This window comes from Gimesia aquarii, from assembly GCF_007748175.1.
GTDB lineage: Bacteria > Planctomycetota > Planctomycetia > Planctomycetales > Planctomycetaceae > Gimesia > Gimesia aquarii_A.
Map to the genome: position 1 here is coordinate 1610082 of NZ_CP037422.1, position 17328 is coordinate 1627409.

10 protein-coding genes are annotated in these 17328 nt (G+C 46.0%); 2 read left to right on the forward strand and 8 right to left on the reverse strand.

Annotation, left to right across the window (positions count from 1 at the left end):
* Positions 1 to 36: 36 nt before the first annotated feature.
* Positions 37 to 894: a ThuA domain-containing protein gene (locus V202x_RS06360; RefSeq protein WP_145172266.1), complete on the reverse strand. Its 858-nt coding sequence runs from the start codon at positions 892 to 894 to the stop codon at positions 37 to 39.
* Between the two features lie 89 nt (positions 895 to 983).
* The gene (locus V202x_RS06365) at positions 984 to 1703 is read right to left on the reverse strand and encodes a DUF1080 domain-containing protein (protein WP_145172267.1); all 720 of its coding nucleotides are present in this window, start codon (positions 1701 to 1703) and stop codon (positions 984 to 986) included.
* Between the two features lie 365 nt (positions 1704 to 2068).
* Here V202x_RS06365 and V202x_RS06370 point away from each other — a divergent pair, with 365 nt between their 5' ends.
* Entirely contained in the window at positions 2069 to 2350 is a 282-nt protein-coding gene (locus V202x_RS06370; protein WP_145172269.1) for a hypothetical protein, read from the forward strand.
* Between the two features lie 98 nt (positions 2351 to 2448).
* Here the strand turns inward: V202x_RS06370 and V202x_RS06375 are convergent, their stop codons facing one another.
* From V202x_RS06375 to V202x_RS06390, 4 genes are all read right to left on the reverse strand, one after another.
* A complete protein-coding gene (locus V202x_RS06375) occupies positions 2449 to 3111 on the reverse strand; it encodes a SpoVG family protein (RefSeq protein ID WP_145172271.1) in 663 nt (220 codons plus the stop codon).
* 38 nt (positions 3112 to 3149) lie between these two features.
* Positions 3150 to 4067, reverse strand: coding sequence for a 4-(cytidine 5'-diphospho)-2-C-methyl-D-erythritol kinase (gene ispE, locus V202x_RS06380; protein WP_145172273.1), 918 nt, complete (start codon positions 4065 to 4067; stop codon positions 3150 to 3152).
* Between the two features lie 257 nt (positions 4068 to 4324).
* Positions 4325 to 11290 (reverse strand): excinuclease ABC subunit UvrA, encoded by a 6966-nt coding sequence (gene uvrA, locus V202x_RS06385; RefSeq protein WP_145172275.1) that lies wholly within the window; start codon positions 11288 to 11290, stop codon positions 4325 to 4327.
* Positions 11291 to 11375: 85 nt separating this feature from the next.
* Complete coding sequence (locus tag V202x_RS06390) at positions 11376 to 11789, reverse strand: hypothetical protein (protein WP_145172277.1); 414 nt, start codon at positions 11787 to 11789, stop codon at positions 11376 to 11378.
* 174 nt (positions 11790 to 11963) lie between these two features.
* Between V202x_RS06390 and V202x_RS06395 the strand changes: the two genes are divergently transcribed.
* The gene (locus V202x_RS06395; protein ID WP_145172280.1) at positions 11964 to 12983 is read left to right on the forward strand and encodes a DUF368 domain-containing protein; all 1020 of its coding nucleotides are present in this window, start codon (positions 11964 to 11966) and stop codon (positions 12981 to 12983) included.
* Positions 12984 to 12995: 12 nt separating this feature from the next.
* Here V202x_RS06395 and V202x_RS06400 read toward each other — a convergent pair whose 3' ends face one another.
* A complete protein-coding gene (locus tag V202x_RS06400; protein ID WP_145172282.1) occupies positions 12996 to 15347 on the reverse strand; it encodes an FG-GAP repeat domain-containing protein in 2352 nt (783 codons plus the stop codon).
* A gap of 86 nt (positions 15348 to 15433) precedes the next feature.
* Positions 15434 to 17242 carry a signal peptide peptidase SppA gene (gene sppA / locus V202x_RS06405; RefSeq protein ID WP_145172284.1) on the reverse strand — a complete coding sequence of 603 codons (1809 nt, stop codon included), beginning with the start codon at positions 17240 to 17242 and terminating at the stop codon, positions 15434 to 15436.
* Between the last annotated feature and the right edge of the window lie 86 nt (positions 17243 to 17328).

A 17328-nucleotide genomic window follows, 5' to 3' on the forward strand; every position in this document is an offset into this window, starting at 1 on the left:
TTTTTCCTAAACTTCTACCTGCTTTGAATGATGCGATTATTTCGTAGCCGCTTTCGTTGCGGCAGCCGCTTTTGCATCTTCCTTTTTGGAAAGCTCAGGATTCACGGGAACAGCCGCGGGAGCGTCGCCTCTAATCCATTTGATGGCTCCGATCACTGATTTTTGAAATGCTGGATTCGTCCATGTTTGTGGATTGTGTCCTAAATTATTAACAAAGACTTTGCCCTGCCCCCACTCTTTCGCCCAGGCGACGGGAACTTGATAAGGACGTTTAGGATTGCTTTTCTCCATATTCAAGCTCATCAACACATGCACTTTTTCGGGCTGCCAGTTTTTGTATTGATAGATTTCATCTTTAAACTGAAACTCTTTCCCAAAAGGCTTCATGGCCGGGTGATCAGGATTATGTACGGTAATCATTACCGTGTTATTCGCATTCCAGGGATGCCCGTTAAAGGAACCACCCACCATGTCCCAATAAGGCTGGTAGGTTTTATATGTGTCGGTGGCGGAATGAAAGCCGATGAATCCGTGCCCTTTTTGTTTCAGCCAGTCATTCAAAAAATACTGCATGTCTGCTTCTTTAATGGGTAACATGCCCGTGGTATAAAAAATGACAATATCATAATTCTTCAGGTTTTCTTTAGTGAAATCGGCAGCCGCATCCTGCGTACAATCGACGGTAAACAAACCTGACTGCTTTCCTAATTGCACCATCGCGATTTCCGCAGGCGCTAACTCTGTTTTATTTCGTTTGACAGAACCATGGGTATAACCTTTACTCTGAGTGAGCATCAGAATCCGGGTCTTTCCTGATTCAGCTTTCGCATTACAAGGTGTCACGAGCCAGGAGAACGCCAGCAGGTAGGTTGTAAGTATTAAGGCAAAACGCATGATATTCACTCCGCGGTTGGGTATTGAGGAAAGCCAGAATTTGTCCGTTTATTTTAAAATGAGCAGTCAAGCCAATGCAAACCAAACGCCTAATCAGTCAGTTTCTGAATGCGGATATTTCGAAACTCGACTGCATCACCCTCTGATTGAATACCAAAGTAGCCTGCCTTTAGCTCACTCGGCTTACATGAGGCAATCGGCGTCCCGTTCAAAACCGAAGTCAGTGCACCATCTTTGGATATGACTTCAATGCTATTCCATTCTCCCACAGGTCTTCTGACCATTTCTCTTGCTTCCTGGTTGTCAGTCACTTCCAGAGTGATCTCTTTACTATTGGACTTGATATGAGCCATCTCTGCAAATTTCCCTTGCACTTCCAGACATTGAGGCCAGATCCGATTTTCGCCGGTGATATAAAATAAGAATCCTGTATTTGGATTGTCATTTTTCTGGCCGGTTTCCGGAAAACGATATTCAAGACGTACTGAGAAATTACTATAGCTCTTTATTGAATAGAGATAACCTTTGGGATTGCCCGTGCATGAAATCACTCCCCCTTTTTCTGTCCAAGTAGGCTCCTCGACAGATTTTACTGCTTTCCCTTGAAACTCTTTAAAGTCCTTCAGTGTCAGAAGCGTATAACCTTTTTCAACTTCAAATAACGATTCTAACGTTTTTTCGGGTAAGTCAATTGCGGAAACATCCTTGGCGGCTTCTTCTTTTTGTTTCTCAGTGGGCGAGTCACCACTACAGCCATTGATAAGGAATGCTACGGAACTCAAAATCAAAAACGTGGGCAGATATTTCATGGTAAATTATCTTTCAAGGCATGTTGATCGAAATTTCTGTACTTGGCGCGCGACACAATTTCTGGTCTGACCCGTATCCTACAATATTCGTACGACACACTAAAGTCTGCCTTCCTGTCTTCTACTCAGGACGCATATAATCGGTACATCTTTCTCTCATGAGTCATATTTACTGCATTATATTTCCAATAGATGCGGTAGATCCCTCGAAGATTACCGATACATAACATGTACTCCCCTTTTACTGATTCGCCTCAAAGGGAAAACAGTTTCATTTTTAATCTTCATTGCCGGAAATTTCCTTCCCCGCGTTCAAAATCATCGGCCAATGATTTCGGTTATCAACCGAGAAAGAAATGGGCAGCATGCAGCAATTAATGATCCCACCCGAATACTCTTTACCGAAAACGATAGCACCATCCAATTCTCCTATGATTGAGCAAAAAATTTTGGAGAAACAAGAGGCTACTCAGAATTTGAGCATCTCAGTCCTGGAATGGTTGAACGCGGAATTACGTAAAGAGGTGGAAAAGCAGGAAATAGTCGCACTTGAGACAAACGATAATATGCTGGATCGTTTGCAGAGTCTGCTGACTTCAAAAGCAACCGGTATCACCATCATGATGACCGCGCTGTTTTTGATGTAAAGCTAATAGACTGATTAGCCACAAGAGGTAGTGGCAAAATGAAAGATTCTGCTATGAAGATGCGTTTCAGATTCATAGCAGAATCATCTCAAATGATTTTAGACAATCCCCGAGCCAAAAGTATCACCTTTGGAACGAGGTTCATTCTCATTCGATGAAACCTTGTCTGGTTCGGGCACATCTGATGAACTGTGATGGGGCTGATTCGTTTCCTCAGCGCGCTCGGCAGAATCAATTCTGAGAATTTGATTATTCTTACGAATATGAGTCGATTCTGAACCTGAAGCCTCAATTGGAATGGTCTCTTCAAACTCTGCTTCTTGAGGACTGAGTCTGGCATAGTCCTCTTCGCCAAAATCATCGTAGCGGCAGACATAACCATCCTGTTGGGCAGAGACTTTTTCGTCCTGGTAGGCTTTGAGCACTTCTTCCTGAATGAGTTCTCGACACTCGGAATTAATGGGATGCGCAATATCGGCATAAAGTCGCGCCCGTCCGGCATCATCTTTATCTGCTCGATTTTCATCGAGCCGCACACCACACTGATTGCAGAACGATGCCCGCAGGTGGTTCTTATTGTGGCACTTTGGACAACGGTCCATTAATTTGCGACTGGGCATCGCGACAAAGGCGCCTTTGGAACCTTGAATAATCTTCAAATCCCGGATGACAAAAGAAACATCGAAAGTAATCGAGCAAAAGGCAAGTAACCTTTCGTGTGGATCATTCATCAACTTGATGCGAACTTCACTGATCTCCATGGCCTCACTCCATTTGTGCCAAAATTAGAATTGCTCATCTATAGTCGGTTCTGGACAACAAATATGTGCCCTTTCACTGTGGATCGTAATCGGGCGGCAATTTGACATGCCTGGGCTCTGTTATGGCAGATCCCGAAATAGGCAGTCCCACTACCACTCATCATATGCCCCAAAACAGATTGTTTTGCAAAAAAATCCTTCAAAATTAAAATTTCAGAGTTCAGTTTTTCGGCCGGAATCTGCAGATCATTTAAAATCAGGCTGGATAATGAATGAAATTGACCAGAAGCTAAGTGGCTTACAAGTTGATCAACTTGATTTTCTGAGTGCGTTCTTACTCGACAGTGCCGATAAACGTCTGCCGTTGATAACCCCGAACTGGGACGCACAATAACAAAGTAGAGACAATGGGGAATTGAAACAGACTCAATAATTTCGCCCCTCCCTCGACAGATGGCACTGCTGCTTTCTGTGAGAAAGAAAGGAATATCACTACCCAGTTCAGACGCCAGATCACCTAAGTCATTTAGCGTCAGTCCCAATTGCCAAAGTTTATTGGCAGCAAATAATGTTGCCGCTGCATCGCTTGATCCGCCCCCCAAACCCGCTTCAGAGGGAATTCGCTTCAGCAACTGAATTCGAATCCCTTTGTGTGTTCCTGTCTTCTCTTGAAGCAACCTGAGAGCACGCACAACCAGATTATCTTCTCCAGACGGGATACACTGCTGGAGCTTAGCTTTTGGGGAAAGAAGAGGTTTTGCATCAGCAACATGCAACTCAACTTCTGATGAAGGTTCCTCCGTGAAAACTAAAGTGTCGTATATTCCTACCGAAAGCATCAACGAAGTAATATCGTGAAAGCCGTCGGGCCTTTTATGATCGATACTTAAGAATAAATTTAACTTTGCAGGAGTCTGAACTGTAAGGGAGCGCGAGTTGGAGTAAGAAAAGAGCATCCGTCACATTTCCAAAGTTCCTACTAAAGTGATTTCATAGTCATTTACTGAACAGGTCCCCATTTCTTGACTGATGGGTGATAAGAGCAGCTTTGACCTGATTAAGATTCGATTCCTATACGACATGAGAGCACTAATTCTACTCCCACAATGGGCATGGTATCTGGTTATGCCAAAAACGTCAATATCTTTTCCAGGTTAGGGGTATTAACCCCCCATTCTATGGGGATATGTTGATGGATTCCCCAAGGTCATGCTCACTTCACCATTTCTTTGAGAAGTTGTTGGAAGGCTTTTGATTGAACCTGTTTTTTATTGGCGAAACGAATGCGCGCCTGCTCTTTGCCTTTAGAATCGGTTTTGATTTCACGTTCCATTCCGAGTTCCGCAATTTTACCCAGCGTGATTTCTCCGTTCGCTGATTGCAGCGTGACATCCACGCCTTCACGTCGTTTAGTATGAATGATCAGAAACGGTTTCTTCTTGCCGGAACTCACAAAATTAACTAATGATTTATTGTCCCATTGAATAGTCGAATCGGGATGTGTTTTTTCGACCAATTCAAAGAGTGACTCTAATAGATCTGCATCCCAGGCGATGCGTTTGTTATTGGGAAACCCTTTTCGAGAAAGATGCCATTTCTTTTTCAGTACTTTCCAGGGCATGATTTCATCGGGTTTAATTTGATCTCGGTGAATTAATCCCAGATAAGACTCACAGGCCGACTCCAGAAACGCCCAAAATTCGGACGTGTCAATTTCTTCGTACCAGTGAATTGTCAGACTCACCTCCTGCCAGGGTCCTTTCAGGTTTTTGACGCGTACACGATTCGAACGTCCGTAAATGGGCAATTCATCCAGGTCATCGAGCGACTTCAACGCCAACTGTCCGCGTAATTCATCCTGCTTAAATGTATTTCGTTTTACCCGGAAGCTGAGCCTAAGTAACCACTGGTCCCCGGTATTGGCATGCAAAAACCAACCCTGTTTTTTGACCGGACCACCTACTTCGACAATGCTGCGATGATTCCAGTTGATCTCACCAAATCCTTCTTTGCTTTCAATGAACGCAATGACGGATTCCAGAGCTTTCCCTTCCCACTTGCAAGAAGCCCCCGATAGTGCCATGTGATCCTGTGTGTGCCAGGCTTGACCATCTTTCTGCCAGGGCATCTGGGCATCGCGGCCAATCTGTTTCAGGTCAATATCTCCCGCCTGCTTTTCGCTCAGACTTTGCGCATCAAAGACCTCCCGTTCCTGCCGTTTGCCAGATGAGAGAATCGGTTTCAGTATTTCTCCTGTATATGATCTTAAGAGAGGCGCTCGTTTTGATCTTCGCGATTTAGTTGAGGTCGGCTGCTTCTGATATTGCTCTGCATGTTCGACCAGTTTTTCCGGAGTTCCGGAAGCAATAATCTGACCTCCTGCACTACCAGCCTCCGGTCCGATGTCGACTAACCAGTCGGCGGTTTTGATCACATCCAGATTATGCTCGATGACGATCACTGTATTTCCTAACTCAACCAAACTGTTGAGTACTTTCAAGAGCTTGGCAATATCATCGAAGTGCAAGCCTGTCGTCGGTTCATCCAGCAGATACAACGTTTTCCCGGTATTGGGCCGGGCCAACTCTGCCGCCAGTTTGACGCGCTGTGATTCACCTCCAGATAAGGTGGGTGCAGACTGCCCTAAAGTCAAATAATCCAAACCAATAGCACAGAGCGTCTCCATTGTACGACGAATGGCCGGAATGTTTTTGAACAAATCAGCCACTTCGCCAATCGACATCTCCAGTACATCAGCGATTGACTTACCCTTATATTGAACGGCCAGTGTTTCCTGGTTATATCGCTTGCCGTTACAAGTTTCACAGGTGACCCACACATCAGGGAGAAAATGCATTTCGATACAGCGTTGGCCGTTCCCATCACAGTCTTCACAGCGACCACCGGATCGGTTAAAGCTGAATCGACCTGGTTGATACCCGCGGACTTTTGAATCAGGCAGTCGTGAAAAGAGTTCTCTGATTTGATCAAACACGCCGGTATAAGTAGCGGGGTTCGAGGCAGGAGTATTTCCCAGCGGCTTCTGATCAACAATAATGGCTTTATTGATCTGATCGAGTCCCAGTAGTTCATCGTGAGGGCCGGGTGCTTCTTTAGAACGATGCAGTTTTTTGGTAACGGCGCGAGCCAAAGTCTCTTCGATCAGAGAACTTTTCCCTGAACCGGAAACTCCGGTAATGCAAACAAACGCTCCCAGAGGAATCGAAAGATCGACCGACTGTAAATTATTTTGTCGGGCGCCCTTTAGTTCCAGCCAGTGCCCTGTTGGGGAAACGGGATTTTCTCGCTTCCCCTGTTTTTGATAAATCACCCGACGTTCTTCAGGAAGCGTGATTGTTAAGTGATCTGACAGATATTGCCCCGTGAGGGATTTCTTTCTTCGTTGTAATTGTTTGGGAGAACCTTCACCAACAATGGTTCCACCAAAACGCCCTGCACCGGGTCCGAAGTCGTATAGACGGTCTGATGCTTCCAGCACTTCACGATCGTGTTCGACCATCACAATTGTATTACCGATGTCTCGGAGCTTTTTGAGCGTGTTGATCAAGCGAGTGTTATCACGTGGATGCAAACCGATGGTCGGTTCGTCCAGGACATACAATACTCCAGTCAATGATCGTCCGACTTGTCCCGCCAGACGGATTCTTTGACTTTCCCCACCGGAGAGCGTAGGCAAAGGACGGCCGAGCGTTAAATAGTCAAGACCAACATCCACCAGAAACTGCAGTCGGCTGGTTGCTTCTTTAATCAAGTCACCCGCGATTTGCTTTTCTCGTTTGTTAAGCTTTACTTTTTTCATAAAGACTAAAGCGTCTTTCAAAGGAAGCTCGCAGAACTGATTGATCGTTTTTCCCTGAAATCGCACTGCGGCGGCATCGGTACGTAATTTACTCCCATTACAAACTGAACAGGGCACTTCGCCTGTCATCTCATGTAGACGACTGCGATAGGCAAAGGACAGTCGCGAGGATTCTTCAATGGCTGGATAGAGCCCCTTGTATTGGAATTGAATTTTCCCGGAGCGATCCAGTGAAACCCAACGTTCCTCATCACCATAGAGCACTAACCGTTGTTGTTTCACACTGAGTTGATTGAAAGGCACATCCAATGGAATGCGAAATTGTTTGGCAATCGCTGCCAGCATTTTTTTGAATTGCGGATTCGATCGCGGATCGGGCCAGGCTGCCACGGCAGCATCTTGCAAACTGCGATTCGGATCGGGAATTAACTCGGATAAGTTCGTACCCAGCTCGGTTCCCAGGCCTTCACAGTATTCACACCATCCCAAAGGGCTGTTGAAAGAATAATTATGAGGCGTGAGTTCTTCAAAACTTTGTCCACACTGTTCGCAGAAATAATAAAGGCTGAATGTTTCAAAATCCCACTCATCTTCCGGGATCTCATCATCACAATAGCAGGCATACATCAGACCTTCTCCGAGTGCCAATGCCGACTCGACGGAATCGGCGATTCGCGAACGGCTCTTGGCAGCAACCGTAATTCGATCGATGACAACTTCTACTTCATGGCGACGACGACGGTCGATATCGGGAACCTCTTCCAAGCGATAAGTGATGCCATCGATGCGAACTCGCAGAAAACCTTGTGTCTGTAACTTTTCCCAGAGAGTGTCATAGGACTGGCCCACGTTGATTTCTACGGGAGCCAAAATGAGTAGTTTTGTGCCTGTTTCCATGGCCAGGATTCTCTGGATGACTTCATCTGTCGTCTGCGTTTCAACGGGGACATCACAGTCCGGGCAATACATGGATCCCAAGCGGGCATATAACACACGCAGGTAATCGTAAATTTCCGTCACGGTTCCGACTGTCGAACGTGGGGAGTGGCCTGTTGTTTTTTGCTCGATGGCAATCGCCGGGGAGAGTCCATGAATGTGTTCAAATTTTGGCTTGGGCATTTGCCCTAAAAACTGTCGCGCGTAGGCAGACAACGATTCGACGTAACGCCGTTGTCCTTCCGCATACAGCGTGTCCATCGCCAGCGAACTTTTACCGCTGCCACTCGGACCGCAGAACACATTCATCTGATTACGGGGAATTTGTACATCTAATTTCTGTAAATTATGCTGTCCTGCCCCCCGAATGGTAATGCGAGAGCTGTCACTTTTGGCCTTTCCATTTTGTTTGGTTGTCGCTGACTGCCAACGCAGATGCGGATTATTGAGTTGCAATGGCTTTGTTTTTTTCTTCTGCTTGACTCCTTTTGTGGGTACAAGATCTGTCTGTTCTTTCAGAGCTAGACCAGTGTATGAATACGGACAAGCAGCAACTTCCTCGGGTGTGCCTTCCACCAGAATGGTGCCTCCCCCTTCCCCTCCCTCTGGCCCCAAGTCAATGACCCAATCCGCCGTTTTAATGACATCCAGATGGTGTTCCACAACGAGCACCGTGTTGCCGGCATCAACCAGGTGATGTAGTACATCAAGCAGTAACTTGACATCAGCGAAATGCAGCCCCGTTGTGGGCTCATCTAACAGATAGAATGTACTCCCCGTTGAACGCTTTCCTAACTCGCGAGCCAGCTTAACCCGTTGTGCTTCGCCACCAGAAAGCGTAGGAGAAGGTTGTCCCAGCTTGAGATAGTCCAGGCCGACCGCATGCAGTGATTCAAGCAGTTTCAGAATTTTGGGAACATTCTGAAAATGTTCAATCGCCTGCTGGATATCCATATCCAGGACTTCCGCAATATTGGCTCCCTTGTAACGGATTTCCAGCGTTTCGTGATGAAAGCGCCGCCCTTCACAGACCGGACAGGGAACCCAGACATCCGCGAGAAAGTCCATCTCCAGTTTATTAGCTCCGTGCCCTTCACAGGCTTCACAGCGTCCACCACTCACATTGAAACTGAATCTTCCGGATTTATAACCTCGCATCCGAGAATCAGGCAGTTTGGCATAGAGATCACGAATCAGATCAAAGACTTTGACATACGTCGCCGGATTAGAACGTGGAGTTCGACCAATGGGAGACTGATCGATATCAATGGCTTTGTCGATGAACTCCAACCCGGTGACTTTTTGATGTTCGCCCGGACTTCCCTTTCCCTTGTTGATCTTTTGATTCAAGACAGGCCAGAGAATATCATTGACGAGAGAACTCTTTCCGGAACCACTGACACCGGTGACACAGATAAACCCCTTCGTCGGAATTGCGACATTAATATTTTTCAGGTTATGGTGTTTGGCCCCCTTGATGGTAATGGATTCTTTTTTGATCAGTCGACGTCGTGTTTCCGGAATTTCAATTTTTTCTTTCCCGGAAAGAAATTGAGCCGTTACACTTTCTTTCGCTTTCAGAACATTCTGAAATGAACCTTCCGCAACAATATGGCCTCCGCGTATACCCGGACCGGGTCCAAAGTCAACAATATGATCGGCGGCACGCATGGTCTCTTCGTCATGCTCAACTACGATCACAGTATTACCTTGATCGCGCAGGTCACACAGGCTTTCCAGTAGCATCGTGTTATCGCGGGGATGCAGGCCAATCGAAGGCTCATCTAAAATATAAACCACGCCCACCAGACCGCAGCCAATCTGCCCTGCCAACCGGATACGTTGGCTTTCGCCTCCGGAAAGTGTGGGTGCCGTCCGGTCAATCGTCAGGTAATTCAGACCACAGCGTAACAGAAAGCCAAGCCGCCCCCGAATTTCTTTTAACACTTCATCTGCGATCAGAGAACCAGTTTCATCCAGGTCCAGTGATTCAAAAAACGCGGCCGCCTCTTCGATACTGAAGGCACAAACTTCTGGTAGCGTTTTTTCTATTGCCTTTCGGCTCCCATTAGAGGAAAAGCTATTAGAAGCGATGCGAACATGGCGAGCCTGTGAATTCAAACGCGTTCCATCGCAACTGGAACAATGCACAAATTCCATATATTTTTCGAGGTACTTCCGCAGCATCGGGTTACTGGTTTTACGATAATTCTCCAGCAATTCTTCGACATATCCATTCCAGGTGCCGCCGTGTTTCCAGACTCCTCCTGAATGCCGCCAGCTATAGGTAATATTTCGATCACCGGTTCCATAGAGAAACTGATGTTGCGCAGCCTCGGGTAATTCATTCCAGGGGGTTTTCAGGAAGCTGTCTTCCTTCAGGTTTAAATCTTTTTCGATCGAGCGGGCAACACCGGCGTAAATATGTCGTCGCCACTTTCCAACTTTGCTCATCGGCCCCATCAGTTCAAAGGCACCTTTTTGCATCGAAAGATGTTCTTTCGTGATGAGTGCCTCTAATGGGAAGTCGTATCGCATTCCCAGCCCATTACATTCAGTACACATCCCCAGGGGACTATTAAAACTGAAAAGCTGAGGAGTTGGTGGCTCATAACTGATACCGCAATCGGCACAGGCATATCGGGAGCTATAAATTTTATCCTGAAGCGCATCCGCTTTAATTTTGTCTGGATGCTGGGATGAAACTTCTTCCGCAACAATCAAAGTTCCATTCGAAAGTTTCAAAGCCAACTCAACGGATTCTGCCAACCGGGAGCGACTGGTCTTTCCCGCAACAAGACGATCAACGACCACTTCAATCGTGTGTCTCATTTGCCGGTCAAGTTGAAGTTGGTCAGAGAGTTGCACAATTTGACCATCAACGCGTGCCCTGAGGAAACCTTGTTTTAACAGGTCCTCAAAGAGATCTTTATATTCTCCTTTCTGCTGTTGAATTAAGGGCGCTAAAACCGAAAAGCGGGTTTTAGCGGGAAGCAAGGAAATGGAGTCAATAATCCGCTCGCTACTTTGTGAAGTGATCGGCTTGCCACATTTTTCGCAAACCCCCTGCCCCACCCGGGCAAATAGCACACGCAAGTAATCATAGATTTCTGTAATCGTTCCTACCGTGCTGCGTGGATTTCGTCCGCTCATTTTCTGTTGGATCGAAATCGAAGGAGCGAGACCAGAGATCGAGTCTACTTCTGGTTTGGGCATTTGTCCCAGAAATTGACGCGCATAACTGGAAAGCGACTCCACGTAGCGTCTTTGACCTTCCGCATACAATGTATCAAAAGCGAGTGAACTTTTACCGGAACCACTGACTCCCGTCATAACAATTAACTGGTTTCGGGGAAGTTGGACACTGACGTTTTGCAGATTGTGCTCGCGAGCACCGGTGATAATGATATCTGTTTGTGACATGGACCGCGTTATACCAATCGGCTGATGCCGAGATAAGAATGTCTAACTAATTCATGATAATGTTGAACGCATTGAGTTAATGAGTTTAAAGAAGTCCGCCTCCAAAACTGTCCTCATCTTCATCGTCAGCCTGTTCAAGATTCTGAGGAACTTCAGGCTCAGACTCTTCAGAAAGGCTCACTGAAGTTTCAGGCATTTCCTGCTCTGGAGCTGGAACGGCTTCGTTCTGCGTTAGTTCAGGTTCATCAATCGAACGTGCAGCCGCGGCAGCGCGTTCTGAAGAAGACTGATCGGCTGTGGGCATTTCGAAATAATCAAAATGAAAAGGATCGCGGTAAAGACTTCGTTTTTCTTCAACCAGCTTCATGAAAATCTCTTCGCCTTCTACTTGAATGGTTTTAGAAACAACATTACCACTCAAACGAATCGTTTCACCGGTTTTAGGACACTTCCAGAGCCTTCTGACGTCGAGGTCCAGCTTTAATCCGGGGCCTTTCATAATGCTTTTCTCTTTACTCCTGGAGGACCTGAAATCAACGCTTTTCAGAAACGCTTCACTACATTACACTCTTGCTCTCTATGAAACATACCTGATCCCGTATCTGTTGTTCAATTGCTGGCGTAGAAATAATTGAATCGAAAGTCCTTTTGTTCATTAAATCAAGGTTGATTGATGTCAGATTCCCAAGAATCCGCTGCCCAGCCAAAGTCAAAATTTCCATCCAAACAAGACCTGCTGCAAGCAGGACGGGGCCTTTTAATGGGTGGGGCAGACATTATTCCCGGTGTCTCAGGGGGAACTGTGGCTTTGATTCTGGGAATCTATCAACGATTAATTACTGCGATCAGCCATGTTGACATTCGGCTATTCAAACTCCTGGCGAGCCGAAAATGGGGAGAGGCTGCTGCCCATCTGGACTTGCGTTTTGTGATTCCCTTGGGCATTGGAATTCTGACAGGTGTCATCAGTCTGGCGAGTCTGATGCATTACCTACTAGACCACCATCTTCAATTGACCATGTCCCTCTTTTTTGGCTTGATCCTCGCATCCAGTTTTTTAGTTGCGCAAATGGTGGAACGCTGGAATGCGTCCAACATTGTTGGCTTTCTCGTCTCACTGATGGGGATCTACTGGCTCGTCGGGGAACATTCTATTCGTCCACCCGAAGGGGATCTGTATGTGTTTCTCTGTGGAATGGTTGCCATCTGTGCAATGATTTTACCCGGAATCAGCGGAGCGCTCATACTGGTTTTGTTAGGAAAATATCATGACATCACCGGCTTACTCAAAAGCATTCCCAAGCAGCTATTACAAGGGAACATCGATTGGAGTGGTTTATTAACCGTCCTGGTCTTTGTAACAGGCTGTGCCGTAGGGCTGATCCTGTTCAGCAAACTATTACGTTGGTTACTACACAATTTCCATTCTTTGATTATGGCTGTGCTCTGTGGATTGATGGTCGGCTCACTACGCCGGATCTGGCCATTCAAAATCGATGTAACACCTTATTCAGACGGTCAGACCCCCGAAATGGTTCCGTTCAAACATCGTATCTATGAAAATATCTGGCCAACTGACTTTGGAAGTACATTCTGGACCTCAATTGCTTTGATTATCGGAGCTGCTTTTCTGGTATGGGGGCTCGACAAGCTTTCGCAGAAATATGCACTGCATGATACATCAGAAGTTTGATTGATTCGGACCTCAATTCTTACCATCATCTTGTGGATAGAGCAAAACACGATCATGGCATAGCAGGATCAGATCCTTGAGACCATCGCCTGTCACATCTGCGATCACCGCTTCCCGAGGGTTTATTCCGGCTCGGTTGGACCGGGAAAAGGTTTTATCCTCGAAGACTTTAAAATTTAAAGCATGCCTCAAACCCTGTTTCGCATTGAAGTTCAAGATCTCCAGATGATGCGTCCGCGTATCGAGGATTACAATGTCAGCTTGTCCATCGCCATTCAGATCTCCCGCAACGGAATCGGTAAAGTAGGCCTGAGGTAGTTTTGATTCAAACGATGCAACTTCTTTCAAAGTTGGTGGTGTTTGACCTGAGTATAGGATTCCAAACTGACCACGACCAAAGAGCAACAGGTCTGATTGTTGATCACCATTCAAGTCGGCAACATGTGCTGAGAGGTAAGGAAACTCGCCAATTTCTACTTCTTTCCAGGGACGATATACATTGGATTCCTTGCGGAGAATACGAAGCTTCTTGACACCCAAATCGACCAAAACAATTTCGTCTCCCGGTTCACCATCGAGGTTAATATTCACAGCTCCCACCACGCGTGCTTTTGTTTCAGGAGCATTGAATTGATCAACGACCTGCCATTGGTTGGCTGAGTTTAAGGTCAGTCTACGTGCGAAATTGTTCTGAGCTGTCAAAAACCAGTCTCGCTTTGGACCTCCAACGAAAGTCGACTCCGGTTTAATTTCATCTAAATTAATTCCGCCCGAAGGAGTAATCACTTTGGGTGTCTGTCTTGGAACTAATGTAAATATTTTTGGCGCACGTGAGAGGCCATAAAAGGCCATTAATTCAAAGAGCCCATCTGAATTGGCATCCAATTTGAGTAATCTTTTAGGAGCGGAGTCGAGAGAAGGGGGGGGACTCGGAAATTGGTATTCGCTCCAGACTCCCTGTTGATTAAGAATCAGCGCCTGCAACTTATAACTGTATTGGCGTTTGCTCCCTACTTTCGCTACATAAATTAATTCCAGCGACTGATTCCCATCCAGGTCTACCAGTTCGAAAGCCAGCGGCTCTCCTTTGATGGGAAGAATTTTGGGGAATGATAAGCGTTGCTTGGCATAGGAGCTGACACCAATAATTTTTTCCCGTTCACTGAGTACGAAGACTTCGTCCAATCCGTTACCGTCAACATCTTCCACACGCAACTGCTGAACACCTAGCAATCCCGGGTAAGTCTGTCCCAGATCGAGCCCGCGCCCCTTTGCCTGCCGATAAACCAGCATTTGTGCTGTTTCGGGATCAGAAACCACCACATCAGTCAGACCATCACCGTTGATATCACCAAGATCAAATCCTCGATTGCGTCCCGCGCCTTCTTCACCAAACCCATACATCGTGAGTCGTTTGGAAAGTTGACCATTTCCATTATGTGCATTTTCCAATTGTTGAACTTTGAGACGACTGGTTTGAGAATCAATAGTCAGGATTTCATGCCCTGGTTTCCCATCAACGTTAGCCAACGTTACAGAACGCGGATTTGATAGTTCAAATCTGATTTCTGGTCCCAGATTTCCATCTTGCTTTTGAATTCTGCTGCATAAAATCTGATTTTTTCCATCGCGGGTCACATAGGTAAAATCATTTCGGCCATCACCGTTCAGATCAGCAATTGTGGCAAGTCCTAACTTAGGAGAGGTACTCAAGATGGATCGCGGAGCATTCAAATCTCCATTTTGATCCTGTAATACGACATAAGTATGATTTTTTCCCAACACGATTAAATCGGTCTTCTGGTCGTAATTCAGATCACCGGCGGCGATTGTCCACTGAGTTGATTGCAGCTCGGCAAGACGGATTCGTTTGCGTTTGGTCCAGTCTCCTGATTTCGACTGATAGCGGATGATCAATCGATCCGGGGGCGCAAGGTAAGCCAGATCGTTAAGACCATCGCCATTGAAATCGCCAACTGTCAAAGCTGAAATCGATACATCAACCGGAACTTTAATGTGCTCCAGTCGTTTATCATTGGGAATGAAGTTGATTTCTTCATTCTTTGATTCCGTTGTACTTTTTTGCTTTCCGTTCCTTTGCTGCAAGATATCAATACGGCTATTGCTATTATCAATCAGTACAAGGTCTGTTTTCCCATCACCGTTCAAGTCTTCAGCCAGCATGTTTGATGAACGAGCAGACAACTTGAAAATCTCAAGTGGTTTGAACCCATAATATTGGGCAAGGTCATTGATTCGATTCGCTTCAGCAGAGAAAACCGGAACTGAGGTCCCATAAATGATTACAACAGCCAGAGCAATGAAGCAAAAATTCTGACATGCTTTTAAAAAGTTGTTAAACATCCTGTCTTCCTAACCACAAATTGTTTGTTTTGGTTTCCCGTATCAGCCTGAGGCACAATGCAAGACACACTTTTCCAAGACGATTTCTACTTCACACGAACCTCAAAGGGCATTAACGTCAATGTTTTTTCTCGTGAAAGCAGATTAACCAGATCCAGTTTTTTCAGTTGCTCCGATAGCTCAGGAGAAAGCAGATTCAACATTTTAGAAAGATCCTGAGTCTGTCGCGACTGTGCATCAGCGGTACCAAATAGTTGTTCAAAAGGACTGGTAGGCCGAGGGAGAATTAATTTTTCAAACTTCTGATCCTTGGGAATTTTACCGAGTTCACGCGCATATTCGATGGCCTCTTCAAGAGTTCCCAATTGATCGACCAGACCAATTTTCAAAGCCATTGATCCGGTATAAACACGACCACGGGCTAATTTTTCCAAGGCAGCATAATCCATTTTGCGTCCCTCGGCTGCTTTCTCTGTAAATTGCTTATAGACTGATTTGAGTAAGTTTGTCACGGCAACACGTTCACTTTCAGAAAAACCAGTCATCGGGCTGAATGTTCCACTGTTGTTGCCTCGCGAAATCACACTGGTGGTAATTCCAATTTTTTTAAAGAGCCCTTCAATCGCAAGTTTCCCTCCGACAACACCAATGGAACCGGTGAGAGTTCCTGGCTCGGCAAAAATGCGGTCTGCTCCCATTGAGATATAATATCCTCCACTGGCGGCAACATCTCCCATACTGACGACAACCGGCTTACCCGATTTTTCCAAGGCACGCCACATCAGATCGCTGGCCAGCGCACTGCCACCGGGACTATCAACACGCAAAACGATGGCTTTGACTTTCTCGTCTTTTGCGGCTTTGTGTACCGCTTTAATAAACGTATCAGATCCCAGGACGTTCGCACCAAACAGACTTCCCTGTGAACTGGAACCAGACATGATTGCCCCCGTGGCATAGATAACTGCAATCCGGGGTCCTGAGCCGACTCGTTGTGTGGAATCAATGCCAGCAAAAAGGTCCATCAATTTGATCAAGCCGGCGATCCCTGAGAAATCGTTATCGAGTCTTTTTTTGGCATAACGTTTAATGATTCTGACTTCCGTTTTGGAATTGGCTCCAGTAATCAGTTTGGGAAGTTGGTCTTCATAAGCAGTGTCATCAATTAAACCCAGTTTTTTGGCATCGACGGCCATATATGGACCGCCATTGATGGCAGACTCGACTTGTTGAGCAGACAAGCCTCGTGATTTGGAAATCATTTCAATAATCTGTCGGAAATAATCATCCAGGATTGCACTCATTTCTTTGCGGAATGGCTCACTCATTTCTGTGCGTGTATAGGGTTCCGCAGCCGACTTGTATTCTCCGACTCTTAAAATATCTGGTTTGACATCCAACATATCGAACAGATTTTTATAGAAGCTGACTTCGGCTCGCAAACCGAGCAAGATCAATGTTGCAGACTCCGGCATCACAATTTTGTCGCAGGCGCTGGCAATTAAATAATCCTTGGTCATCCCGGATTCGATCCAGGCATATACTTTTTTGTTGTTTTTACGCACTTTCATGATTGCCGTGCGAAGCTCATTCAGCTTGGCCCAACCAACTGATGTTCCCTTTAAATGTAAAATGACGCCCGTCAGAGATTTATCTTCTGCCGCCTTATCCAGCCGAGTCATTGCCTTTGAAAGGGACTCGGTGACATCACCAAATAAACCAGGCATTTGTGGGCCTTCGGGGTAAGCCCCTTTGATGATAATGTGCCCCCAATTTTCGCGTGTTGGTTTGGACTCTTCTTCTGCGGCTGAGGTGGCGGGCACACACAGGCAAAGACTACATCCCAAAACGAGTGCGAATGAAATCCATCGACATTTCATAAAAGGTAAAAACATAAGGAAACTCCAGTAGAGGGACGTATGTATTGTGTTGAGAATCATTTTCGTCTCAACAGAGATTTCAACCAGTGTCAGATCTTGTT

Bases quoted from the DNA above. Each gene is read 5' to 3' on its own strand.
- sppA (WP_145172284.1), bottom strand. From the start codon at position 17,242: ATGTTTTTACCTTTTATGAAATGTCGATGGATTTCATTCGCACTCGTT.
- V202x_RS06390 (WP_145172277.1), bottom strand. From the start codon at position 11,789: ATGAAAGGCCCCGGATTAAAGCTGGACCTCGACGTCAGAAGGCTCTGG.
- V202x_RS06370 (WP_145172269.1), top strand. From the start codon at position 2,069: ATGCAGCAATTAATGATCCCACCCGAATACTCTTTACCGAAAACGATA.
- V202x_RS06395 (WP_145172280.1), top strand. From the start codon at position 11,964: ATGTCAGATTCCCAAGAATCCGCTGCCCAGCCAAAGTCAAAATTTCCA.
- uvrA (WP_145172275.1), bottom strand. From the start codon at position 11,290: ATGTCACAAACAGATATCATTATCACCGGTGCTCGCGAGCACAATCTG.
- V202x_RS06375 (WP_145172271.1), bottom strand. From the start codon at position 3,111: ATGGAGATCAGTGAAGTTCGCATCAAGTTGATGAATGATCCACACGAA.
- V202x_RS06400 (WP_145172282.1), bottom strand. From the start codon at position 15,347: ATGTTTAACAACTTTTTAAAAGCATGTCAGAATTTTTGCTTCATTGCT.
- V202x_RS06365 (WP_145172267.1), bottom strand. From the start codon at position 1,703: ATGAAATATCTGCCCACGTTTTTGATTTTGAGTTCCGTAGCATTCCTT.
- ispE (WP_145172273.1), bottom strand. From the start codon at position 4,067: ATGCTCTTTTCTTACTCCAACTCGCGCTCCCTTACAGTTCAGACTCCT.
- V202x_RS06360 (WP_145172266.1), bottom strand. From the start codon at position 894: ATGCGTTTTGCCTTAATACTTACAACCTACCTGCTGGCGTTCTCCTGG.